The 22,911-nt window shown below is 56.2% G+C and carries 20 protein-coding genes; 7 read left to right on the top strand and 13 right to left on the bottom strand.

What is annotated here, in order from left to right:
- Nucleotides 1-101 precede the first annotated feature (101 nt).
- Nucleotides 102-764, bottom strand: coding sequence for a YkgJ family cysteine cluster protein (locus tag G494_RS0110420; protein ID WP_028584501.1), 663 nt, complete (start codon nucleotides 762-764; stop codon nucleotides 102-104).
- A gap of 487 nt (nucleotides 765-1,251) precedes the next feature.
- On the opposite strand from G494_RS0110420, the gene G494_RS0110415 reads away from it, so the two are divergent.
- The 3 genes from G494_RS0110415 (at nucleotide 1,252) to G494_RS0110400 (ending at nucleotide 4,264) form a co-directional block, all read left to right on the top strand.
- Nucleotides 1,252-1,986 (top strand): class I SAM-dependent methyltransferase, encoded by a 735-nt coding sequence (locus tag G494_RS0110415; RefSeq protein WP_028584500.1) that lies wholly within the window; start codon nucleotides 1,252-1,254, stop codon nucleotides 1,984-1,986.
- 548 nt (nucleotides 1,987-2,534) lie between these two features.
- A complete protein-coding gene (locus G494_RS0110405; RefSeq protein ID WP_028584499.1) occupies nucleotides 2,535-2,996 on the top strand; it encodes an Lrp/AsnC family transcriptional regulator in 462 nt (153 codons plus the stop codon).
- A 53-nt stretch (nucleotides 2,997-3,049) separates the two neighbouring features.
- On the top strand, nucleotides 3,050-4,264 hold the full coding sequence (locus tag G494_RS0110400) for an aminotransferase class I/II-fold pyridoxal phosphate-dependent enzyme (protein WP_028584498.1): 1,215 nt from the start codon (nucleotides 3,050-3,052) through the stop codon (nucleotides 4,262-4,264).
- Here G494_RS0110400 and G494_RS0110395 read toward each other — a convergent pair.
- Together G494_RS0110395 and G494_RS25390 are read right to left on the bottom strand one after the other, a co-directional pair.
- Entirely contained in the window at nucleotides 4,261-5,691 is a 1,431-nt protein-coding gene (locus tag G494_RS0110395) for a sigma-54-dependent transcriptional regulator (protein WP_028584497.1), read from the bottom strand. The two genes, G494_RS0110400 and G494_RS0110395, sit on opposite strands and share 4 nt — an antisense overlap.
- A 65-nt stretch (nucleotides 5,692-5,756) precedes the next feature.
- Nucleotides 5,757-8,060: a two-component system sensor histidine kinase NtrB gene (locus G494_RS25390; RefSeq protein WP_051305589.1), complete on the bottom strand. Its 2,304-nt coding sequence runs from the start codon at nucleotides 8,058-8,060 to the stop codon at nucleotides 5,757-5,759.
- Nucleotides 8,061-8,826: 766 nt separating this feature from the next.
- On the opposite strand from G494_RS25390, the gene G494_RS0110380 reads away from it, so the two are divergent.
- Nucleotides 8,827-9,402 (top strand): rhodanese-like domain-containing protein, encoded by a 576-nt coding sequence (locus G494_RS0110380; RefSeq protein ID WP_153305833.1) that lies wholly within the window; start codon nucleotides 8,827-8,829, stop codon nucleotides 9,400-9,402.
- 3 nt (nucleotides 9,403-9,405) lie between these two features.
- On the top strand, nucleotides 9,406-10,149 hold the full coding sequence (locus G494_RS0110375) for a rhodanese-like domain-containing protein (protein WP_028584494.1): 744 nt from the start codon (nucleotides 9,406-9,408) through the stop codon (nucleotides 10,147-10,149).
- 91 nt (nucleotides 10,150-10,240) lie between these two features.
- On the opposite strand, the gene G494_RS0110370 is transcribed toward G494_RS0110375, so the two are convergent.
- Genes G494_RS0110370 through purD form a run of 3 tightly spaced genes read right to left on the bottom strand, consistent with a single transcriptional unit; the run spans nucleotide 10,241 to nucleotide 12,986 of the window.
- Complete coding sequence (locus tag G494_RS0110370) at nucleotides 10,241-10,570, bottom strand: Hpt domain-containing protein (protein WP_028584493.1); 330 nt, start codon at nucleotides 10,568-10,570, stop codon at nucleotides 10,241-10,243.
- A gap of 14 nt (nucleotides 10,571-10,584) precedes the next feature.
- Entirely contained in the window at nucleotides 10,585-11,217 is a 633-nt protein-coding gene (locus G494_RS22835) for an L-threonylcarbamoyladenylate synthase (RefSeq protein ID WP_035246149.1), read from the bottom strand.
- The gene (purD, locus tag G494_RS0110360; RefSeq protein ID WP_028584492.1) at nucleotides 11,214-12,986 is read right to left on the bottom strand and encodes a phosphoribosylamine--glycine ligase; all 1,773 of its coding nucleotides are present in this window, start codon (nucleotides 12,984-12,986) and stop codon (nucleotides 11,214-11,216) included. The genes G494_RS22835 and purD overlap by 4 nt, the downstream gene beginning before the upstream one ends.
- 438 nt (nucleotides 12,987-13,424) lie before the next feature.
- Between purD and G494_RS0110355 the strand changes: the two genes are divergently transcribed.
- Complete coding sequence (locus G494_RS0110355; protein ID WP_028584491.1) at nucleotides 13,425-14,021, top strand: TetR/AcrR family transcriptional regulator; 597 nt, start codon at nucleotides 13,425-13,427, stop codon at nucleotides 14,019-14,021.
- A 292-nt stretch (nucleotides 14,022-14,313) separates the two neighbouring features.
- Here G494_RS0110355 and greA read toward each other — a convergent pair whose 3' ends face one another.
- The 4 genes from greA to G494_RS0110335 form a co-directional block, all read right to left on the bottom strand.
- Nucleotides 14,314-14,799 (bottom strand): transcription elongation factor GreA, encoded by a 486-nt coding sequence (gene greA, locus G494_RS0110350; protein WP_028584490.1) that lies wholly within the window; start codon nucleotides 14,797-14,799, stop codon nucleotides 14,314-14,316.
- A 203-nt stretch (nucleotides 14,800-15,002) separates the two neighbouring features.
- Nucleotides 15,003-16,328, bottom strand: a complete 1,326-nt coding sequence (locus tag G494_RS0110345; RefSeq protein WP_028584489.1) for a tetratricopeptide repeat protein — start codon at nucleotides 16,326-16,328, stop codon at nucleotides 15,003-15,005.
- A gap of 23 nt (nucleotides 16,329-16,351) precedes the next feature.
- Entirely contained in the window at nucleotides 16,352-17,536 is a 1,185-nt protein-coding gene (locus tag G494_RS0110340; RefSeq protein ID WP_028584488.1) for a DegT/DnrJ/EryC1/StrS family aminotransferase, read from the bottom strand.
- 41 nt (nucleotides 17,537-17,577) lie between these two features.
- Nucleotides 17,578-18,564, bottom strand: a complete 987-nt coding sequence (locus G494_RS0110335; protein WP_028584487.1) for a sigma-70 family RNA polymerase sigma factor — start codon at nucleotides 18,562-18,564, stop codon at nucleotides 17,578-17,580.
- A gap of 302 nt (nucleotides 18,565-18,866) precedes the next feature.
- Between G494_RS0110335 and lepA the strand changes: the two genes are divergently transcribed.
- A complete protein-coding gene (gene lepA / locus G494_RS0110330) occupies nucleotides 18,867-20,660 on the top strand; it encodes a translation elongation factor 4 (RefSeq protein ID WP_028584486.1) in 1,794 nt (597 codons plus the stop codon).
- A gap of 76 nt (nucleotides 20,661-20,736) precedes the next feature.
- Here lepA and yihA read toward each other — a convergent pair whose 3' ends face one another.
- From yihA to hisI, 3 genes are read right to left on the bottom strand one after another with little or no spacing between them, the layout of a single operon-like run.
- A complete protein-coding gene (gene yihA / locus G494_RS0110325; RefSeq protein WP_028584485.1) occupies nucleotides 20,737-21,336 on the bottom strand; it encodes a ribosome biogenesis GTP-binding protein YihA/YsxC in 600 nt (199 codons plus the stop codon).
- A 33-nt stretch (nucleotides 21,337-21,369) separates the two neighbouring features.
- On the bottom strand, nucleotides 21,370-22,242 hold the full coding sequence (gene hisG / locus G494_RS0110320; protein WP_028584484.1) for an ATP phosphoribosyltransferase: 873 nt from the start codon (nucleotides 22,240-22,242) through the stop codon (nucleotides 21,370-21,372).
- Nucleotides 22,243-22,284: 42 nt separating this feature from the next.
- Nucleotides 22,285-22,710 carry a phosphoribosyl-AMP cyclohydrolase gene (gene hisI / locus G494_RS0110315; protein WP_269746572.1) on the bottom strand — a complete coding sequence of 142 codons (426 nt, stop codon included), beginning with the start codon at nucleotides 22,708-22,710 and terminating at the stop codon, nucleotides 22,285-22,287.
- Nucleotides 22,711-22,911 lie beyond the last annotated feature (201 nt).

Raw genomic sequence — 22,911 nt, 5'->3', positions numbered from 1 at the left:
AACGATATAAAATGGTTAAAGGACATCCAGCCCATGCCTGGCGCTGACCAGTCCAGGCTCGGCTGAAAACTCGATCTTTCCGACAAGTGGGTCAAGTTCTGTTAAGGGTGAGCGTGCAGCATCTCATAACGGTCGTGCCCTTCGGCCAGAGCCGCGCGAAGATCGAAATCCAGCATGATCTTTTGACCGCTTGGCTCTTCAGACAAGATCGATTCCAGACAGCGGACCGTGGCCTTTGGCAGGCTGTGGTAATGGCACTCCCACCAGAGGATGCCATCGTAAATATTTTTAAAAAAAGAGCAGGAGAGATAGCGGTCGACCTGACACTGCATCTTCATCATATAACCGTGGATATCGTAGGCATGGGAGTTATGGCTGGGTTCCCTGACCTCTCCCCTGGGAGACAGCTGCTCCTCCTGGGCAAGATAGTAACAGATGGGCGCTCCGTGGTAGGCAAAGGGCATGTACATCTGGCAGGCCGTGGGCTTGTAGTGGTGGATTCGGCATCTGTCCATGATCAGGAACGGACAGTACCCGTTCTCTCCATGAAGGTTGGTATATTCCTCCACCAGTTCCACAACCCCTCGGTTCAGGAGGTAGATGACAAGGGCCTCCACCGAGGTCAGGTCCAGGGTAACACCCCGGCGGCAGCAGGCGTGACAGTCGGCGGGACAGTCCATCGGCTCTGCATAATCCGGCAGGGAAAATCGTTCCGCTGAAACCTGTTTTTTCAGGATAAGGGCCTGGCAGAGGGCAGAGGTCAACTCCTCCTCTCGTACATGTGGTGCTGACTCCGAAGTAAGCTGTTTAATAGGATCACCACCTTGGGAAAAAAGTATTGGGGACAGAGAACAGGTAGGCGACAGGCCCTGCAGGCTATGGCTGCGGAAATCAGCACAGAGTTTCTGCAACCTGCCACTATTGGCCCTAGCCTACCACGCCCGACCCAGAATAGGTGTAAGTAATTTCACGCAATTAGAAAAAAATGCCTGCCAACAAGGCTACATAAAAAATTACGGCAATCCCGAACGTTTCTTGTTGCTGGGATCGACCTCCCCGAGAACACGGTCATTGCACAATCAGTGAGCACATGCTAGATCGAGCTGAGAAGAGAGTATTCATCCCCAAGCCTAAAGAGCCCACAATCCGGTTCGTCCTCGATGAGCTGGGGCCCGAGGGTCTTGCCTTACCGGCGCAGCTCCCCCGAGTCAGACATGACCACCGGTCGATTCCCCCTGAAGGAGTAAACAGATGCAAGCCGATGCATACGACAATAAATCGAGCCTGGAAGAGATCAGGGTCCGTTTTGACCAGGATGTAGAGCGTTTTTCCAACCTCAACACCGGTCAGGCTGCCACCATGGATGCTCTTCTAACCATGGAGTTGATCACCAAGGCAGCCGTGGCCTCCACCCCAGAGGTAAACCATCTCTTGGATATTGGCTGCGGCGCCGGTAACAACACCATGAAACTACTGGAGTTATGTTCCCCAAAGACCATTACCCTGGTGGATCTCAGCCTGCCCATGCTCCAACGGGCCAAAGAGCGGATCAGGGCCAACTTCGGGGGCGCGATCCGTCTTTTGCAGGGGGATTTCCGCACTCAGCCCCTGGAGCATAACCACTATGATGTCATCCTGGCAGCCGCGGTACTCCATCATCTCCGTGATGACCAGGATTGGCAGCAGGCCTTGGGCATGATTTTTTCCCTGAACAGCCCGGGCGGCGGTTTCTGGATAAGCGACCTGGTCAGCCAGGAACATCCACCGGTGCAGGCTCTGATGGAGCAGCGCTACGGCGCGTATCTGGGGACACAGGGGGGAGCCGCCTACCGGGATAAGGTCTTTGCCTATATCAGCAGGGAAGATTCTCCCAGGCCGGTCACCTTTCAACTGGACCTGCTCCGCCGGGTTGGCTACTCCCAGGTGGAACTGCTCCACAAGAACGCCTGCTTTGCCGCCTTTGGGGCAATCAAGGCGGGTTCCTGATCCCAGAGTTCTGTACTGATCGGCCAGGCCAGCAATTGCATCATGGGATTGGCTACATCCTCGGCTGACTCCTTTAAGAGAGCCAGTCCTGCCTGCCAGCTCTGCCATGGAGGCTGAGATCTATTGATCGCCGTGGTTGAGTCCGATGCACGGGCATCTGCAGGAACATGCCTTCTCCATCTGGTTGTTTTCCCCTACCAGCAGCACGAACAGGGGAGCGAGAGGCTCCCCCGATGACTCTATTCAAGAGACCTCTTCATCCCCCTATTCCTCCTATGCCCGATCTCCAGGCTGAACAGCTTCGCCGTCTCAAACCACTCTCCCAAATGGGCCATCTTCTTCCCTGTCCTTGCAGACACCAGCCTGGATTAAATCCGAGACCATGATTCCCTGCCGCTCTCGAGCGGGTCAGGACCTCGTGGGCAGAAATGGCCATAACAACGGTAACAGTGCATTATTCTGGTAAATCTTACACAAAAAAGCCTTTACAGTTGCGATTTCCACTCTTAGCTTGTTGTCTAAGAGATACCTGAGAGAGGAGGTTGTCCATGGATGATACTGACCGTCAGATACTTGCCGCCCTGCAGACCCGGGCCAGAATAAAAAACAGTGAGCTGGCCAGGGAGTTACAGCTGGCAGCAACCACGCTCCAGGAGCGGATACGACGCCTGGAGGAGCGGGGAATAATCCGCGGCTATCAGGCCGTAATCGAACCAGAGAAGATCGGGTTACATGTCCAGGCCTTTGTGGGCATCACCCTTGATCGCCATGAGGCCGGTGACATTCAAGCCTTTGAACAGGCCATTAAGCGCTGCAGCAACATTACTGCCTGTTACCATGTAAGCGGCCGCTTCGATTACCTCCTCCAGGTGGTTGCAGAGGATCTGCAGCAACTGGGGAAACTGGTCAAGGTCGAAATCGCTTCACTGCCGGATTTTGGCCGCAGCGAAACCTTTCTGGCCTTTTCTGAGATAGAGTCAGCCGGGATGCTGCCTCTGGACGAGCAGTGAGACTCCCAAAAAACCATTCAGCTGGAGCAGAGACCAATAACAAGGAGGTTATCATGCAATTCCACAACCCGGAACAGGCCCTTGAACAGTGCAGCCGAACCCTGGGCGAACATGGCGGGGTCGCCCCCTCCATCTCCCGTTCCTCCACCTTTGTTGTCGATGATCCCGAATCCATGGCCGCCCTCTTCTCCGGAGAGAGGGAGGACGGTTTTCTCTACAGCCGTTCCTTCAATCCAACGGTGAATGTCCTCTGCCGTTCCCTTGCCGCCCTGGAGGCAACCGAGGCTGCCATGGGTACGGCAAGCGGCATGGCCGCCATTGCCACCACCCTGCTCCAGCTCTGCCGCCATGGAGATCACATCGTGGCCAGCGATACCATCTATGGGGGCAGTCATGCCCTGTTGGAGACCCTGCTCCCCCAGCTCAATATCACCACCACCTTTGTCGACTCCAGCGATCCGGCTGCAGTGGAGGCTGCCATTACCCCGCACACCCGGGTGATCTATAGCGAGACCATGGGGAATCCGACCCTGAGGATAGCCGATATCAGAGCCCTGGCCACGGTGGCCCACGATCATGGACTGCAACTGGTGGTCGACAACACCTTCTCACCGGTGGTGGTCACCCCGGCCCTGCTGGGAGCAGATGTGGTGGTCTACTCCTTAACCAAGTTCATCAACGGGGCCAGCGATCTCATTGCCGGTGCCATCTGCGGCAGTGAGGCATTTATCCGGGAGTTGATGGATCTGCACAGCGGCAGGATCATGCTTACAGGGCCGACCATGGATCCCAGGGTTGCCTTTGATATCCATCAACGCCTGCCCCACCTTCCCCTGCGGATGCGCGAGCACGGTAGGAGGGCCATGGCCATGGCCGAGCTCCTCGAAGATCTGGGATTAACGGTGCGTTACCCGGGGCTTGCCAGTCATCCCCAGCATCAGTTGTTTGCTGGAATGGTAAATCAGGGCTATGGGTACGGCGGGATGCTTACCCTTGACTGCGGCAGCCGAGGGCAGGCCGAAGAGTTGATGCGGGTGCTGCAGAACGAGGAGCAATTTGGTCTGCTGGCCGTCTCCTTGGGCTACTTTGACACCCTGATCAGTTGCTCCAGCGCCTCGACCTCTTCAGAGATTGGCGAACTGGACCAGCAAAAGATGGGCTTAGCACCAGGGCTGCTCCGCCTGGCCGTAGGCTACACCGGCAGCCTGGAAGGACGCCTTCACCAACTGCAGAGGGCGGTGGAAAAGGTGCTGGCAGTGTCGGTTTAGGCGACCTTTTTACTTTGGGAGCCCGCCTGTTTCAAGCGCCAGTTCAGGGCCTGCCTGGTGATACCCAACATCTGCGCCGCAATGGCCTGGTTGCCCTGGGCCCGTGAGAGGGCCTCGGTGATCAGCAACTCGCTGCCCTGCTTGAGGGTCGGCAGGGGGTGAACATCGGAAAAGAGTCCCATCTCCGGGGGGGACTCCTGCTGGACCATGCTCCGCGAGCTGTTGCGTTGGCAGATGTAGTGTTTAAACTCATCCATGCTCAGGGTGTGGGACTGATGTTTGGAGAGGGCGTTGAAGATCATCGCTTCCAACTCCCTGACATTGCCTGGATAATCATAGGTGCCCAGGAGAATCGGCAACTCTGTTGGATAAGCAGGCTGCGGTTTAGCCAACTTTTTGGCGGCCACGGCCAGGAAGTGTTCCAGTAAGAGATGGAGGTCGTCCAGCCGTTCTCGCAGGGGCGGGATATGGATCTGATGGGTGCAGAGACGGTAAAAGAGATCTTGGCGAAAGGCCCCGGTTTGCTGCAGCTGTTCCAGATCCTGATGGGTGGCAAAGATCATCCTGGCACTGGTTGAACGGGCGGTGTCTGAACCCAGAGGGTAGTACTCCCGTTCCTGAATCAGGCGAAGCAGCTTTACCTGAGCCACCTGGTTGAGATCACCGATCTCATCCAAGAAGAGAGTGCCGTCTGCTGCCTGGCTGACCAAGCCCTGGCGACTGGTGTCTGCTCCTGAGTAGGCTCCCCTCTTGTGACCAAAGAGGGTATCGCTGAGCAGGGTCTCGTCGTAACCGGAGATGTTGATGGCGACAAATTTTCCCCTTCGTCCGCTCAGGCGGTGAACAGCCCGGGCAAACAACTCCTTGCCCACCCCGGTCTCTCCGCTGATCAGCACCGGTTCACTGGTGGAGGCAATGGCCTCCATATACTGGAAGATGGTGTGCAGCTGCCGGTTATGGGTAATGATTTCTGAAAAGGCCTCGGGGCAAAACAGCTCCTGGGAAAAGAAGCCGGTCTTCAGGGCCGCATTCTCTGAGCGCAGTTCTGCAACTTCAACGGCCCGGCGGACACCGTTTATCAACCGCTGTTCCTCACTGACCTTGGTATAAAAATCGTATGCCCCCTGCTTCATACAGCTGACCGCCGCCTCCACGGTGTCCAGGCCGGTGACGACGATGGCCGCTACCCCGGGGTACTGTTCTACGATCTGCGGGAGTAGCTCTTCACCAGCCAGATAGGGCATATTCAGATCCAGGACCACCACCGGACAACGGTGTTCACCAATCAACTCAATGGCAGTGCGGGGATCATCGCTGGTGATGACATGATTCATTCCTGCAGAGCAGAGACTGAGCCGGAAGCTATGGAGCCAGGCCGATTCGTCGTCGACCAGCAGGATCGGTTGTCGGGGATATTGGCCTTTCAAGAATGAGTACCTCGCTGGGGTTATGGGGCCGGTCAGCGGCTGAGACGCCCTGGTCAGGCGGCCTCTCAGCTCACGGAAGCAACAGGGAGTCGAAGGGTGACCCTGGTCCACTCGCCTTCACTGGATGCAAAGGAAAGGGTGCCATGGTGCTGCTGGACAATAGCCAGCGAGACCGACAGGCCCAGCCCGGTGCCGCCCTGGGCACGTTTGGTGGTGAAAAAGGGGTCGGTAATCTGTTTCAGCAGCTCCTCACGGATCCCGCTCCCCTGGTCAAAAACCTCGAGCTCCACCATGGCAGGCTGTCGCTGGGACCTGGTGGTTATTATCATCTTTTGCCCTGGAACCGCAAGGGCTTCACAGCTATTCTGGATCAGGTTGATCGCCACCTGCACCAGGCGCTGGCGATTGCCCAGAATCAGGGGCAGGCCGCTGCCATAGTGGACCTCAAATGCACAGCTGGCCCTGTTGATACTGCTGGTGGTCAGCCGGATGGCAGACTCCACCACTTGGTTGAGTTGGATCCGTTCAAAACTCTCCGAGGACTCCTGGCGGGCGTAGTCCTTCAAGTCTTGAACGATCTGCCGAATTCTGGCTGCACTTTCCGCCAGCTCTCCATGGATCCGGGGCAACTGCTCACGCATCTCCGAGTAATCGATGCCTGCCACGGTAAAGTCACCGTAGTCACCGTAGTACTCATCGAGTACCGGCCGGATACTTTCCCAGCTTCTGGCCAACAGGGGCAGGTTTAAGAGAGAGATGGAGTTGGGATTGTTGATTTCATGGGCCACCCCGGATACCAGCAGGCCCAGGGAAATCATCTTATCGGCCTGAAGCAACTCCTGCTGCTGTCGAATGGCCAGTTGCTCACTTTTCTTCCGCTCCGAGAGGTCACGGATGATCCAGATGCCGTACCACTGAGCCATGATCGTGGCAGAAGAGAGGGCCAGCTCCACCGGTATCTGCCGACCAAGGGTATCTATAAGGCTGCACTCCAGGCCGTGACCGGAGCGATAGAGCACAGATTCAGACACCAGTTGCACCAGGGAAACCTCCGGATCAAGCGGCTGGAGCTGCAGCCATTGTTCGATTTCTTGACCAAGCACCTGGGTCTCAGAAAAACCGAAGAGTTCAAGCGCAGCACCGTTAAGATAGACCAGTCTGCCCATGGAGTCGATCAGCAGGATGGCGTCCCTGGCCGAATCGGCGAGGCCGCGGAATCTTTCCTCACTTTCACGGGAGATCCGCTGGGCCTGGTTGCGCTCCTCCGCAACCAGGGCAAAACGTTGGGAGAGGGTGGAGAGCTCCGCCCCCAGATCCTGCAACTCCCTGGGACCCCGCCAATGGAACGCCACCGGCAATTCCTGGCTCATGATGGTATTTAAACCGCTCAACAGCTCTTGACGCCAGTCTTCGATCCTCCGGCTGATCCCGCCGGCAAGGGCAAAGACCATCATGGTCATCAGGCCGACAATGGTGAGCACATTGACCAGCAGCGAGCGTTTCCAGCGGTGAATACTGCTCTCGTCCACCGGGCTGCCCACCCAGATCACAGGCGTTGATTCTGTTCCAAAGAAGAGAGGCAGCCATGCCGTTCGCTGCTGATCGGCATCCATGGCGCTGAAACGTGGTTGCCGGTTGTTGCCTGCAGTGTTAACTACGGAGATATCAGGTGGCCTGGCCGTGAGTTGACAGGAGACCTCCCCCCCGGCTCCGCAGCCATAAAAGGGGAGGCCTGCAAAATTGGCCCAGATGGAATCCCGATAATCATCGAGAAAGCGGGAAAGGTTGACCAGCATAGCCACCACGCCGATGGACTGGCCCTGGCTATCAACCACCTGGGTGCTCATCATCAGCAGGTAGTCCTGATGGCCGCTGAGATGGGGCGGCAGCTGCTCACTCTCCAGCAGTTGGGGATGGACCTCTCCCGGCAGCACCAGGCTGCGGCTGGCGCTCACCGCGGCCTGCAGCTGAACATCCAGCAGCTCCAGATGGTGTAAGGGCCCTTGATCTCCGGAACGATCCATGGCAAGCTTGAGTTCGGCGCCAGCCGAATAGAGCCGGATACTGCTCACCTGGAGATCGTCGCTGAACCAGGCAGAGAGGGTCTGCTCCAAAGGCGCCTGCTGGGTTCCTGTCTGCAGAAGCTGGTGCGTATACGGGAGGGTGGCCGTGCGCAGCAGGCTCTTGTTGATACAGCTGATCCGTGCGTTGAGCCGGGTAAGACTGGCGGCAGAGAGGGCCTGACTCTCCAGTCGGGCAGCTGATTCAAAACGGGACACGGTCCTGGGCAGATTGAGGCTGACCAGGATAAAGAGGGGCAGCAGCCCCAGGGCGATCACCAGAAAAAAAATATAGCTCCGTACCTTCATCGATCTTCTCAATGCCTCTCCTGCCGTGGAAGCGGGGGACCGGTTCAACCGGTGCAAAATAATGGACACTCCTCCAGACCACCGCTCATATCTTTCGCAGCCTACCCGCAGCTCAGCGGCGCCTTCCTCGGCCTGCAAAGCGCGAGCCTCCTGAAGACACCTTATTTTGGGGACATATCCAACCGGAAAGAAACAATCTCTCCACCAAACCTTGGCCTGGGCTGCCGATTTCCCTCCCCCTATCGGCGGCTCCTCTACTGCAGCGCAAGCCTCCCCTGGGAGGCCTTGCCTGGTCCAGTATTTTTGCACCCCTTGAGCGGCTGCTCCCGGGGTGAGCTGGGAGAGAGACGCCTGCCGGCTGAGCAGGCACTCCCGTAAGCCAATTCCTTGAAGAGCAGCAAGCGGATATGATACCCTTTTCTAGAGGGAGCCACAGAGGTGATCCTTTTGCCGACAGGGGGCCAGGATTGCAGCAAGGCTCGTTCCTGCTGAGCAGAACTCTCCAGGGCGACGGCAGCCGGCCTCATCATCCCGGCCCTGTCAGCCCCAGGAGGCTCAGCCATTTATTTCTACCCTCGCGGTTTTCGGTATGGAATGTGCTACCACACTGGAACAGCTAATCGACCGTGTTCGCTAAGGTGTTCGGAGCCAGGATGGTGTCCGGGTCTGCCAACCAGGTTGACCTGCTTGGTCAAGGCGACCAACCGGATAAGAGGACACGGCAAGATCGAATCAAGATCGAATCCATAACCACAGGAGGAAGAGCGTGCAAAAAACGATGCGTAAATTTGTACCAATGCTACTCATGGTAGGCCTGATCAGTTTTGGCTGCGCAGGTAACCAGGGTGCGGACCAGGCGATCAAGGCCGGGGGACCGACCGAAACCCAGAAGAAATCAGCCCAACTCTATAAGGGCAAGATTGTCGGCAAATCCAACAAGGCCAAGACCATCTCCATCGAGGTCGGCAAGGGCAAGCAGGCCAAGGTCATGATGGTCAAGTTTGACGAGCAGACCAAGGGGATGGAGCATGTGGCCAAGGGGCATGCCGCTATCATAACCTATGAACAACGCAAGGGAGAAACCGTTGCCACCTCGATCAAGCCTAAGCTTGCCAAGCTGCCGCAAGGGGTCACAGAGATCAAGACCAGGGAACTGCAGGCCCTGGTGGACGAGCAGCAGGAACTCTATCTGGTAGACTCCAGGCCTGCCCGTCGCTACGGTCAGGCCCACCTCCCTGGAGCTGTTTCCATCCCGGTTCCCCTGCTCAAGAAAAAGAAGGCGGCACTGCTGCCTGCGGACAGGGATAGACTCCTCATCTTCTACTGTGGAGGCCCTACATGAGGCATGTCAACTACCTCCGCCGGTCTGGCGAAGAAATTTGGCTATACCAACATCCGGGTCTATCTGGACGGCGAGCCTGCCTGGTCCAAGGCAAACCTGCCCACCTATGCGAACCATGACTTTATAAAAAAAGGCAATGTTGTCCTGGTGGATATCCGCCCCAGTACCGATGCCGTAGCCGGGCGCATCAAGGGTGCCTACTCCATCCCCTACGATCAGTTGGATGATCGCCTGGATGATATCCCCCGCAACGCTCCGGTCATCCTCTATGGAGAGGCAGAGGTGATGGACGCTGTGGAAGAAATGCGCGAGGATGGCTTTAAATATCTCTCCCTGGTTGAGGGCGGATTCGCGGGCTGGGTCGCCTCGGGTGAACCCGTTGAAAAAGGGCCGATCTTCAACACCGAGATCCGCTGGGTCCGTCAACTGGGCAAGGGCGAGGTCACCCTTGCTGACTTCCGCAAGGCAGCCTCCGGGGAAGACCGGGAGGCGGTCATCGTTGATGCCAGGACCAAGGAAGAGGTCGCAGAACTGGGCATCTTCAAAAATACGATCAACATCCCTCTGGATGAGATCCCCAGCCGGATGAGTGAGATCCCCAAGGACAAGAAGGTCTATGTCCACTGTGCCACCGGCGCTCGGGCCGACATGGCCTACCGTGAGCTGATCAAGAATGGCTATAACGCCAAGTTTCTCCTGCTCAACATCGCGGATGCTGACTGTGATTGCGAGATCATCAAACCATAAGAGCGCCCTGCCGGCCCTGGGGTACAACCACCCGGGGCCGGCTGTCGGGAGTCTCGCTCGCTTTTCAGCAGCCCAGCCCCGTGAGCTGGGATTACAAGCCTTGCAGTTCTTTGATTAAGGTTCCCATGGCCGCAAGCTTGGCCTGATCCACCTCACTCTGTCCGCCCCGGACCCCTTCCTCGATCTCCATGGCCAGGGCCCTGATTCCCTCGATCCCCAGGCTGGCTGAAGCTCCCTTGAGACTGTGAGCAGCTGCAATGACCTGATCGCTGTCACCAGCGGTTACAGCCTCCTGCAGCTGCTGAAAGTCCGACTGCGCAGAATCCTGAAAAAGGGTGATCAACTCTGCCAATAGTTCCTCATCACCTGCGGTCTGCTCCAGGGCAAAGTCCCTGTTCCACTGTAACGATACGCTTGTCATATTTTTCCTTAGGTTTAAGGCTTATCTTCCTGCATTGCCTTGTCAATGGTTGCAAAGGGAATCACTCCTTCGCGGAGGTACTCCAGCCGCTCATGGCCGCAGCCTATAAGAGTCGACCCCTTGAGCCCGGGCGTGGGCCCGCCATCCAGAATCAGGTCAAGTCCTTGGCTGAACACCGCCGCTACCTGCTGGGCCGTGGTGGCCGCAGGCAGCCCGGAAATGTTCGCGCTGGTGGCCGTGACAGGCCCGCCAAAGGCCTCGGTCAGCTGCTGAGCAACCGGATGTGAGGAGTGACGCATCCCGATGGTGCCGGTGGAGCCGGTGAGTGTCTGGGGCAGTTGGCGGTGGGCCGTACAGACCAGGGTAAGCGGGCCGGGCCAAAACCTGGCAGCCAGACGGTGAAAATCGGCCGGCAGAGGGCCTTCCGTCAACCGCTGACAGGCCATGCTGCCGGCAACGACCACCAGGATGGGCAGCTGTTGGTCCCGATTTTTCAGCCGATAGAGTTTATCCAGGGCTGCTTGATTAAAAGGATCAGCCCCAAGGCCGTAGTAGGTTTCCGTGGGATAGGCCACCAGCCCACCGTCTCGTAAGACCGCTACAGCCCGGCCAATGGCCGCGGGATTGACCTTGAGCAGCTCCTTCACACCCTGATCTGGCGATTTTTTTCCATCACCTGGGCTTCCATATCCCGGGCATACTGTTCCAACTTGGCCCGGATCCTCTCATCGCTGACCCCGAGGATGCGCGCGGCCAGGACCCCGGCATTTTTCGCTCCTGCCTTACCTATGCCCATGGTGGCCACCGGAATACCGGGAGGCATCTGGACTGTGGCCAGCAGGGCATCCATTCCGTTTAAGGGGGAGGCATCCAGGGGCACCCCGATAACGGGCAGGGTGGTATGGGCGGCCAGGACCCCGGCGAGGTGGGCAGCCATTCCAGCGCCGGCGATGATCAGTTTCAATCCTCGTTCCTGGGCAGTCTGGGCGTACTCCATGGCCATGGCCGGCGTTCTGTGGGCAGAGGCGATCCGCACCTCACAGCTGATCTCAAAGGATTTCAAGACCTCGACCGCGGCCTCCATCACCGGCAGATCCGAGTCACTCCCCATCAGAATACCAACAGAAGGGCCCTCATTCTGGCGCAATCTTCGCAGGGCCTTATGGCCGATATCTCGCCTGTAATAGGCTCCAGACCACTGGATTTCATCGACAGCCTGGTAGGCCAGGTCAATGGCCTTTTCAATATTCTGGCCAATGGCGGTGACCCCCAAGACCCGCCCCCCGTTGGTTACCGTACGCCTGTTGGCCAGCGTCGTACCGGCATGAAAGACTTCGACATCGCGAATCTTTGAACTTTTGATCAGGCCGGTGATGGCCTTACCTGTGGTGTAACTCCCGGGATACCCCTCTGAGGCCATGACCACACAGACCGTAGGTCTGGGGTCGATATCCAGTTCAATCTCAGCCAGGGTGCCATCGATGCAGTGCTCCATCACCTCAACCAAATCACTCTTGAGGCGCATCAACAGGGGTTGACACTCAGGATCGCCAAAGCGACAGTTAAATTCCAGGACATTGATCTCCTTGCCCTCGATCATCAAACCGGCGTAGAGCATCCCCCTGTAGGGCCGTCCCTCTTCCGCCATACCACGTACGGTGGGCAGCATGATCTCATTCATCACCCGCATGGTCATATGATCATCCAGGATGGGAGCAGGCGAGTAGGCGCCCATGCCTCCGGTATTCGGCCCCTTGTCTCCTTCAAAGGCCGCCTTGTGATCCTGTGACGAAGGCAGGGGCAGCACGGTTTTACCATCGGTGAAGGCAATAAACGAGGCCTCTTCCCCACGAAGAAAGGCCTCCACCACGACCCGGTTGCCGGCCCGCCCGAAGAGCTTATCCTTCATGATCGCATCCACCGATTGCTTGGCCTTGGCAGTGGTTTCGGCAATGATCACCCCTTTACCTGCAGCCAGACCATCGGCCTTGACCACACAGGGCGCCCCGATTTTGTCGATATACTTCTTGGCCTGCCCCGCCTTACTGAACACCTTGTAGGAGGCACTGGGGATATTGTATTTCTTTAAGAAATCTTTAGAAAAGGCCTTGCTGGCCTCCAACTCGGCAGCTCCCCTGCCAGGGCCGAAAATACGCAACCCCTTCTCTTCAAACAGATCGACGATACCAAGGGTCAGAGGGTCTTCTGGGCCGACGACGGTCAGATCCACGGCTTCCTTTTCTGCGAAGGCAACCAGCTGTTCGATATCATCTGCAGCGATATCAAGACAGGTCGCCATTTTGGCGATACCGGCATTACCAGGGGCACAGTAGATCGTACTCACCCGGGGTGACTGCTTCAACTTCCAGACCATGGCGTGTTCTCGACCACCACTACCGATTACCAAAATTTTCATTCGTTACTCTCCCCTACAGATAAGGTGTGTTAATAGCGTCTTCTCAATCCAATGATTGCAACGGTGTATTTCGTCCATGCACCCCCTGAGCTCAGATGCCCCCATATGGTTGAGCTAGAGACAGGGCTTTCCCGTACCTGGAAGACACCGTCCGGATTGCTGATCAGGAGACGCGGGAATTGATCAGCTCGACCAGTGGCCGGTCAACAGCGGAAAAACATGGCGTTCAGCCATTTTTCCCCATTAGTAATAAAAAGTTACCACATACGTCCAGTAAAAATATAAAGCTTTGCCAAGACCCTGCTCTGCCCTGGAGGCCAGACCCCCTTTTTCAACGGGATCTTCCGGCATTTTTCTTGACACTATAGCATGGATGCTGTTAGGCTCAGAATGAGGGCTCATTCATTTTTCTCAGCAACTTCCTGTTTATACATATAAATGAAATCTATTGACAAGCATCGGAAAATTATTCGTGCAGCCACGAAAGTCTTTGCCAAAAAAGGTTTTTTCAATGCCCGGATCTCAGATATCGCCAAAGAGGCCAAGGTGGCTGATGGCACTATATATCTCTACTTCAAAAATAAGTTTGATATTCTCATCTCGGTCTTTGAGCAGGAAATAGGAAAACTGATCGGACAGATCACGCTATTGCTGAACAAGGAGGATGATCCCAAGGTAAAGCTGGAGATCTTCATCACCAAACATCTGGAGGAGATGAAGAAAAATAGAAACCTGGCAGAAGTGATCCATATTGAACTTCGCCAAACCAACAAGCTCATCCGCGAATACCGAAAAAACAACTTCAGCCAGTACCTGAACATTCTCTCGTCCATCATCATCGAGGGGCAGGAAAAGAAGGTCTTTCGCAACGATATTGTCCCTGACCTGGCAAAACAGATCATCTTTGGTTCCCTGGACGAGATCTCCCGTATCTGGGGGCCAAGCAACGATATAGATCAGGATTTCACCGTGGAGGAGGTGAGCGCCCAGTTGACCTCCATCTTTCAACAGGGAGTCATGGGCCAGCCTGAGTAGCCGTTTCCTGTTCACCGCTTGTTCCTCTTTAAGGGTCAACCGCCTCCAATTCCTGGTGCCCCCGCCTTTGGCAGACCCTATTCGCTGCCTGAAGGCGGGGGCACTTTTTTACCCTGCTACTGATCAGCCGAGCCTTGAATTCTCCCGATGAAGGCTTTTGATCCAGGGCAACTTAGGCTCAGCTCCGAGCCATAAACACCCCCCCACAGCCCTGTTGCCGAAATCTCATGCCGAGGACGACCACAGGTTTCAACTCTGTTCTAACAGGCCAGGCCTACGGAAGGTTACAATCCTAGGCGATGGTGCCGCTGGCAATCTCCATTACCTCAAACTCGCGCACTCCACCTGGGGTTTTGGCCCGCACCTCATCACCGATCTCCTTGCCGAGCATGGACCTTCCCAAGGGGGAGAGTACCGAGATGGACCCTTTCTTGACATCAGCCTCCTCCGGACCAAGCAACTGGTAGGTTACGCTTTCATCGCTATCCATATCCATGAGGGTGATCACGGTACCGAAGACGGCTCGATCAATGGAGACCTTGGAACAGTCGATGACCTCTGCCCGGCCCAGTTTGTCCTTCAGTTCCATGATCCGGCCTTCAATCATACTCTGCCGTTCCTTGGCTGCATGGTACTCTGCGTTCTCTTTCAAGTCGCCGTGTTCCCTGGCCACTTCGATGGCTCTCACCACCTCAAAACGATCAACTCGTTCCAGTTGCTCCAGTTCTTCCCGCAACCGCTGATTTCCTGCTTTGGACATTGGTATCCGTTCAACCATTCCTTCTTCCTCTACATAGGTAATACTTAATGAATAAACCGAGTCAGCAGGCTGCTGTTGCCGCCCTCCCGGTTCAATTTTTATGCCCAGGGCCTTCATCGGGGACTGACACCATTAAGTGGCGTCGTCCCCTCTCGCCAAGGACTGCTCATACCCTGCCCCGGGCAGGATAAATAATTCGAATCTCATTTTTCAATCTATCTTTAGTTCAGACCTTCAGCTGTCCGGCTGGATGTGCTGCCCTGTAACGTACCCAGTTCATGATATCTTCCCTGTGCCCGGAGCAAGTCCTTCAACTCTTCAAGCACAGGATCGTCGGCCGAAACCTCTTTAGCCATGGCCAGGAGGACATCGGCCAGTTCATGCATCTTGTGCTGATTACGGAGGAGCTCTGCCATGATGGCATAGATCTCCAGCCGCTGGTTCGTCACCTGAAGAAGATCTTCCCAGAGCAGCGCACTGCCCCTGTTTTCGACCAGGACCAACAGATCGCTTGCCAGCACGACCAGGACCTCCCTGCGCAGGATAACGACCTCTGTTTGTTCCGGGTAGCGCTCCAACAGAGTATCACAGACCTCCAGGGCTCTGTCTGTTCTGCCGGTGAGAAGATAGAGTCGGCCTCGTCGCAGGGCCTGGTCAAAGCTGAGCTGATTCTGGGCAGACAGCAGCTCCAGGTGGCGGAGTTCCATCATCGGGTTATCGGCGGAACGGTAATAGCCCACCAGGGCCTGGTTGGCAGCCAGATTAACTGGATCGACCCCGATCAGCTCCTGCCAGTAGCCAGCAGCAGCGCCGGGCAACTGTTGCCGCTCCGCCAGCTGAGCGCAGAGGGCCAGCACCTCCGGGTCCCTGGAAAAGTTGTTATAGACCTGGGCCGCAATCTCTCTTGCGGCCTGTTGTTTGTCCAGGTGTGCATAGGTGATAAAGGCCAGACGAAGGGCGCTCGGCTGCTCTGGCTGATGCCCCACCAGATCTTCAACCAGGGGTAGGGCTGCCAGCCATCTGGATTGAGCGAGCAGGGATCGGGTCAACCCTTCCAGCGCCTTGAGCCCTGCATCCCCTTGGGGATGCTCTAGGTAGAGCTGTTCGTAGAGACTGGTCGCCTGCTGCAGGTTGCCGGTATGCAGAGCGATCATTGCCTGGGCAGCACGATAGGCGACCTTGTTCGGGCCGTTTGCCAGCAGGATATTGAGTTGACGATCTGCCTCTTCCCAGTGTTTGAGATGAAGCAGGATCGAGCAGTATTCCCAGCGAGCCGCATCCAGATTCGGCTTGGCTGCCAACAGGAGCTCGTAGCCGGCCATGGCCTGATCATAGCTTCCCTGACGGGAGCACTCCCTGGCCTCATCCCATGAGGTTTTCCAGGCGGGTTCCTGCTGAGCTGCATAGGCGATATCACGCTCAGGAACCAGCTTGAGCCGACTGTCCGGATCTTCTCCAGGGGATTCTGCAGCCGCCGTCCCCGGATAGTGGAGGAGCAGCACCAGGGCTATGGCTGCCAACAGGGAGCCTGGAGAGATTCGGTCCATCAGGAAAGTACTCGCTCTTACTGTTACCGAAAAAAGCCAGCAATGGTTTCTACAACATAGGCCAGCTGCTCCGGGTTAAGCTCCGGGTAGATCGGCAAGGCCAGCGACGAGGCAGCGGCCTGTTCAGCCACAGGGAAAGACTGACGGCTCACCTCTTCCAGGGAGCTGACACACTCCTGCTGATGGAGACAGAGGGGATAGTAGATCTCACAACCCACCCCATGAGTGATGAGGTGCTCGCGGAGTTGGTCCCGCCGCGGCACATGGATGACAAACTGGTTGTAGATGTGGTAGTTGTGCTCGTCGGCACCTGCCACCTGACTGAAGGCTGCTGACGGCAACTCCACCGGCTGGCCAACCAGGCCCGCCTCCTTGAAGAGAAGGCGGTAGGTAGCGGCATTGGCCCGCCTGGCCGCGTGCCAGGACTCGAGGTGCCGTAACTTCACGGACAGGACCGCGGCCTGGATCGCATCAAGCCGAAAATTACCCCCAATCCTGGCATGGTAATACTTGGGTTCAGCACCGTGATTGCGGTTGTAGCGCAGGATGTCGGCATAGTCATCATCCGAACTGGTGATCATGCCGCCGTCACCGATGCCGCCCAGATTTTTGGAGGGGAAGAAAGAGAAACAGCCTGCAATCCCCATGGATCCGGCTTTTCGCCAATCCACCCTGCCATCCACTTCAAAGGGGTACTCTGCGCCAATGGCCTGTGCCGCGTCCTCAATCACGGGCAGCTCATAGCGCCTCGCCAAGGCCAACAGTCGCTCCATGTCGGCACATTGGCCGTAGAGGTGCACCGGCAGGATCGCCTTGACCCGCTGCCCTCGTTTCAAGGCCTGCTCCAGGACCTCTTCGGCCTGGATCGGATCCAGGTTAAGAGTACCTGGTTCCACATCTGCAAACAGGGGCAGGGCTCCGGTTCGGAGAATGGTGCCCATGGTGGCAAAGAAGGTGTATGGGGTGGTCAGGACGTAATCACCTGCCCCGATATCCAAAGACATCAGGGAGGCCAACAGTGCATCTGTACCGCTGGAGACGCCGACTCCATGGCGGCTGCCGGTGTATGCGGCCACCTCCTCTTCAAACTTCTGGACCGCAGGCCCGAGGATGTATCCGGTTGAATCAATAACCTGGGTAACAGAGTCGATAATTTCCCGGCGAAGCGGCTCCAACTGGGGCTTCAGATCAAGTAAAGGTACATTCATTAGAAATAAAATGGGGTAAAAGAAAGAGATGAAAAAATGAGTTAGGACGTTTCCTTGAGGGGTCGCTGGGCAAAGATGGTACTGTCACCGCTGAAAAAATCATGGATGTCAGGCATCTCCTTTTCCAGCTGTTTGCGCAGCTTTTTTAAAAGATTTGCCTCTATCTGCCGCACCCGTTCACGGGAAATGTGAAATTCATCGGCTATGGTCTGCAGGGTCTTGGGCTCGTCGCTCAACAACCGACTGCTGAGGATGACCTGTTCCTTTTCATTGAGGTGCGGATTGAGGCCTGCCAACACCTCCATCAAACGCTCCCGCATCTCATGACTGGCAACAATCTCTTCGATGCCTGGGCCTTCGTGGGGCAGAAAGCTCTTCTGCTCGTCCTCTGAGTCGCTGCGGACCGGTGCTTCCAGGGATACATCCCAGTTATCCATCCGCTGCCCCATCTCGATCACCTCACTTTCCTTGACGTTGAGGCGTTCGGCGAGAAGTTTTACCTCCGGCTTAAAGCCTTGTGCTTCAAGCAGTTTCTTCTCTTTATTGAGGCTGAAAAAGAGTTTTCGCTGGGCCTGGGTGGTGCCGATCTTAACCAATCTCCAGTTATCCATGATAAACTTAAGGATATAGGCCCTGATCCAGTAGGCGGCGTAGTAGGAAAATTTGACCCCTCGATAGGGGTCGAATTTTTTGGTGGCCTGGACCAGACCGACATTGCCCTCCTGAATCAGATCCATGAAGTTCTGCATCCAGTACTTCTGAAAATCCATGGCCACCTTGACCACCAGGCGCAGATTGGAAGAAACCAGGCGATAGGCGGCATCCGGATCACCGGTTTCCTGAAAGCGGATGGCCAGCTCATCGGTCTCTTCCCGGCTGAGTAGCTCATACTGGCTGATCTCCTGCAGATATCTGTGCAGAGCAGGGTTGCTCAGGGCCGGCAGATTCTCCTCGTTGGAGCTCACCACCAGAGGGTGATGTTGGGCACTGTTGGGATCAAGCCTGCCGGTATCGCGTGATTGCGTCATATAAAGAGACCGTGTTGTGGATAATAAAAAAAATGGGCGCAGTGCGCTGAAGAGGTAATTCTCAACCGCCTGTTGTGTCTCCTGCCGGGGAGAGATAAGCTCAACAGTACGATGGGATCTTTTAAAAAAAGAGGAATCAGAAAGCAATACTGTGAATCATGGTTATGAATATCATACTCCATTCTGTCTTTTTTTTCACTTTATATAGCAACTATTCGCGGAAGAGTTTTTTTTTCACCTGAACTATGCTATTCATACGCGCCGCCTAAGATGCACTTTCACCTCCACCAGACAATCATCCTATGAACAAGATACGAAACTTTAGCATCATAGCTCACATCGACCACGGCAAGTCCACCCTTGCCGACCGGATTATCCAGCTGTGCAACATGGTCACTGACCGGGAATTCAAGGATCAGCTCCTGGACAACATGGACATTGAGCGTGAGCGGGGCATCACCATTAAATCACAGACGATCTGCCTGCCGTTCACCTCCAAAGACGGCAATACCTATACCCTCAACCTGGTGGATACCCCCGGTCACGTCGACTTCAGCTACGAAGTGTCCAGGGCCCTGGCCTCCTGCGAAGGCGCCCTGCTCCTGATCGATGCCGCCCAGGGGATCGAGGCCCAGACCCTGGCCAACCTCTACCTGGCCATGGAGAACGACCTGGAGATCATTCCGGTGATCAACAAGATCGACCTGCCTGCGGCAGAGCCGGAAAAGGTAGCCGCCCAGATCGAGGAGGATCTGGGCCTGGACGGAGAATCGATCCAGCGCTGTTCTGCAAAAACCGGTGAAGGGGTTATGGAGCTGCTGGAGGCTATTGTCGAGTATCTGCCTGCACCCGAGGGAGAGACTGACCAGCCTCTTCAGGCCCTGGTCTTTGATGCCAACTATGACCCCTATAGGGGTACGATTATCTCTGTGCGGATCATCAATGGCACCATCAAGAGCGGCGATCAGATCCAATTCATGTCCAACCTGGCCGAATACCGGGTAGAGGAGTTGGGCGTCTTTGGTCTGAAACGCACCAAGACCAAGTCACTCTCTGCCGGCGAGGTCGGCTATATCATCGCCGGGGTAAAAACCGTCTCCGACACCCGACCAGGCGACACCATCACCTTAAAAGAGAGCCCCTGTTCCTCCCCGCTGCCAGGGTTTCGCGAGATACAACAGGTGGTCTTTTCCTCGATCTACCCCATCTCCACCGAGGATTACGAGGATCTGGCTACTGCCCTGGAAAAACTGAAGCTCAACGATGCGGCCCTGACCTACCAGAAGGACTCTTCGGCGGCCCTGGGATTTGGATTCCGTTGTGGATTTTTGGGCCTGCTCCACCTGGAGGTGGTTCAGGAACGACTGGAACGCGAGTTTGACATCTCCCTGATTCTCACCGTTCCCACGGTAAAGTATTACTTCTATCTCCAGGACAAGACCAAGGTGGAGATCGACAATCCGGCCTACTTCCCGGATCCCGGCTCCATCGATCGGATCGAAGAGCCTTTTATCAAGGCCACCATCCACATCCCGGAACGCTATATGGGGGCGGTAATGACCCTATGCATGGAACGGCGCGGAGAAAACACCAACTATCACTACCCCATGCCCGGTCGAATCGAGTTCACCTGCGAGTTGCCGCTGGCCGAGGCGATTTACGACTTTTATGACCGCCTCAAATCCGTTACCCAGGGCTACGGCTCCTTTGATTACGAGCTCCTGGACTACCGCACCAGTGACCTGGTCAAACTCGACATCCTGGTCAACGGAGACCAGGTCGATGCCCTCTCCCAGCTCACCCATCGCACCAAGGCCAGGGAACGGGGCCTGAACGCCTGTGAGCGACTCAGCGAAGAGATCCCCAGACAGATGTTCAAGATCGCCATCCAGGCAGCCATAGGCGGCGGCATCGTTGCCAGAAAAAACATCTCTGCCCTGCGCAAAGACGTTACAGCCAAGTGTTATGGTGGTGATATCTCAAGGAAACGAAAGCTCTTGGAAAAGCAGAAGGCCGGCAAGAAGCGGATGAAGACCGTGGGCAATGTGGAGATCCCCCAGCGAGCCTTCCTGGCCGTACTCAAGTCAGACCAGTAAGGGGAAGAAGGCAAAGACGCGCCCGGCAGCGAACTCCGGGCGCGTAACTCAAGAGGGGACGATTCAGCCCCTGCTCTCAACCTTGGTGAAGATAATCAAAGAGCAGCTGGCGCACTCCATCTACCCCCTGACCGGTCTTGGCGGAAAAGATCAACCGCTGGTCGGCCTGGATCTCCAGGCCCCGATCAAGGGCTGCGGCATGCTGATTCTGCCTGTTACGGGTCAACTTGTCCGCCTTGGTGTAGACCAGGTGGTAGGGGCGCCGGTGATAGCGTAACCAGTTGATCAACTCACGGTCCAGTTCCTTGGCCTCGTGGCGCAGGTCAACGATAACGACCACCAGTGCCAGCCGTTCCCTGTTTTCCAGGTAACTGGAGATCAGGTCCTGCCACTGGTTGCGGACCTTTTTGGACACCCGGGCAAAGCCATAGCCGGGCAGATCCACCAGATAGAGTCGTTCATCCACGCTGAAGTAGTTGAGACTCTGGGTCTTACCCGGCTTGGAGCTGGTTTTGACCAGGTTGGAACGACCGAGCACCCTGTTCATCAGGCTGGATTTGCCCACATTGGATCTGCCGGCAAAGGCTATCTCCGGATAGATCTCATCGGGCAGCTGTTTGGAACTGAAGGCCGAGAGTAAAAACTCGACCTTCTGGAGATTTAGGGGCTGTGACATACGCTTCTGGATGCTTTGAGCAGATAAAGAGGATCAGATAACCTTGTTCAGGGTATACTCGATGATCCCTTCAGCACCGGCTCTTTTCAGTTGCGGCACCAGATCTCTGACCTGATGCTCCGAAATCACGGTCTCCACCGAGAACCAGTCCTGTTTATAGAGCTTGGCCACGGTGGGGGCGTTGAGGCTGGGCAACAGGGCAATGATGGTGTCAACGCTGTCCTGGGGAACGTTCATCTTCAGGCCAACAATCCGATCGGCCCGCAGGGCGCCCTGGAGCAGGAGGATGATATTTTCAATCTTTTCCCGTTTCCAGGGATCCTGGAGCGCGGCCTTGTTCGCCACGAGCTGGACATTGGACTCCATCAGTTCATGGATCACCCTCAGTCCATGGGCCCTGATCGTCGACTCGGTCTCTGTGACCTCAACAATGGCATCGGCAAGCCCGGAAACCGCCTTGGCCTCGGTGGCTCCCCAGGAAAAGGAGATATCCACGTCCATGCCCTTTTCTGCAAAAAAACGTCGGGTCACATTAACCAGCTCGGTGGAGATCCGCTTACCGTTGAGCTGCTCCACCGTGGTAATCTCTGAGTTGCCGGGGACAGCGATGACCCAACGGGTCGGCTTCTTGCTGACCTTGGAGTAGACCAGGTCGGCAACCACCTCAACATCGGACTCATTTTCCATGGTCCAGTCTTTACCGGTAATTCCGGCATCCAGCATACCCGATTCAACGTAGCGGGACATCTCCTGGGGGCGACAGATGGAGCAGGACAGCTCCGGGTCATCCACCTCCGGAAAGTAGTTCCTGGACATGAGTTTGATCTGCCAGCCTGATTTTTCAAACAGCTCGATGGTGGCCTTCTCCAGGCTACCCTTGGGAATCCCCAACTTTAAAACGCTCATAATCTATACCCTCTTCCTGACCCCATGATAGCGGTCAGGGTCTTATTTTTTTCCATATACCTCTTCGGGATCAAAAACCAGCTTCCCGTGAATTACCAGCTGTTCGCCAGCCACCTTTCGGAAAAAGCAGCTATGGTAGCCCTTATGACAGGCTGCGCCACCGAGTTGTTCCACCTGGAACACCACGGTATCCTGGTCACAGTCCACCAGAATCTCCTTGATCAGCTGCACGTGCCCGGAGGACTCCCCCTTCAACCACAGTGCGTTCCGACTGCGGCTCCAGTAGTGGGCCTTGCCGGTTTCAAGGGTCTTTTGCCAGGCAAGCTCGTTAATATAGGCCAGCATCAGTACCTGGCCGGTGGCATGGTCTTGGACCACAGCAGGCAGCAATCCATTTTTGTCTTTGCTAAAATCCAGTTCAATCATTTTTTCGGTCTTGGTTGTATTCCCACCGACCGTAAGGCCGATGTCTCTTCATCACCCGGATTTCTCCCCCTGCCGAGCCGATCACGGCCGGTTCAGGCCTGAGCTTCCCCCGGTTCAAGGCCCACGATACCGTACCGGCCCTATCGCCGGCACAGACCCGGCCCTGGGTAAAGATGGTCAAAGACGGTACTGGACACTTGCCCGGAGCTGGTTAGGTGGGAGTTCAGGAGGGCATGGAGGATA

This window comes from Desulfogranum mediterraneum DSM 13871 (genome assembly GCF_000429965.1).
GTDB classification, from domain to species: domain Bacteria; phylum Desulfobacterota; class Desulfobulbia; order Desulfobulbales; family Desulfobulbaceae; genus Desulfogranum; species Desulfogranum mediterraneum.
Note: the sequence above shows the minus strand (reverse complement) of the source record. Positions and strands in the feature narration are given on the sequence as shown.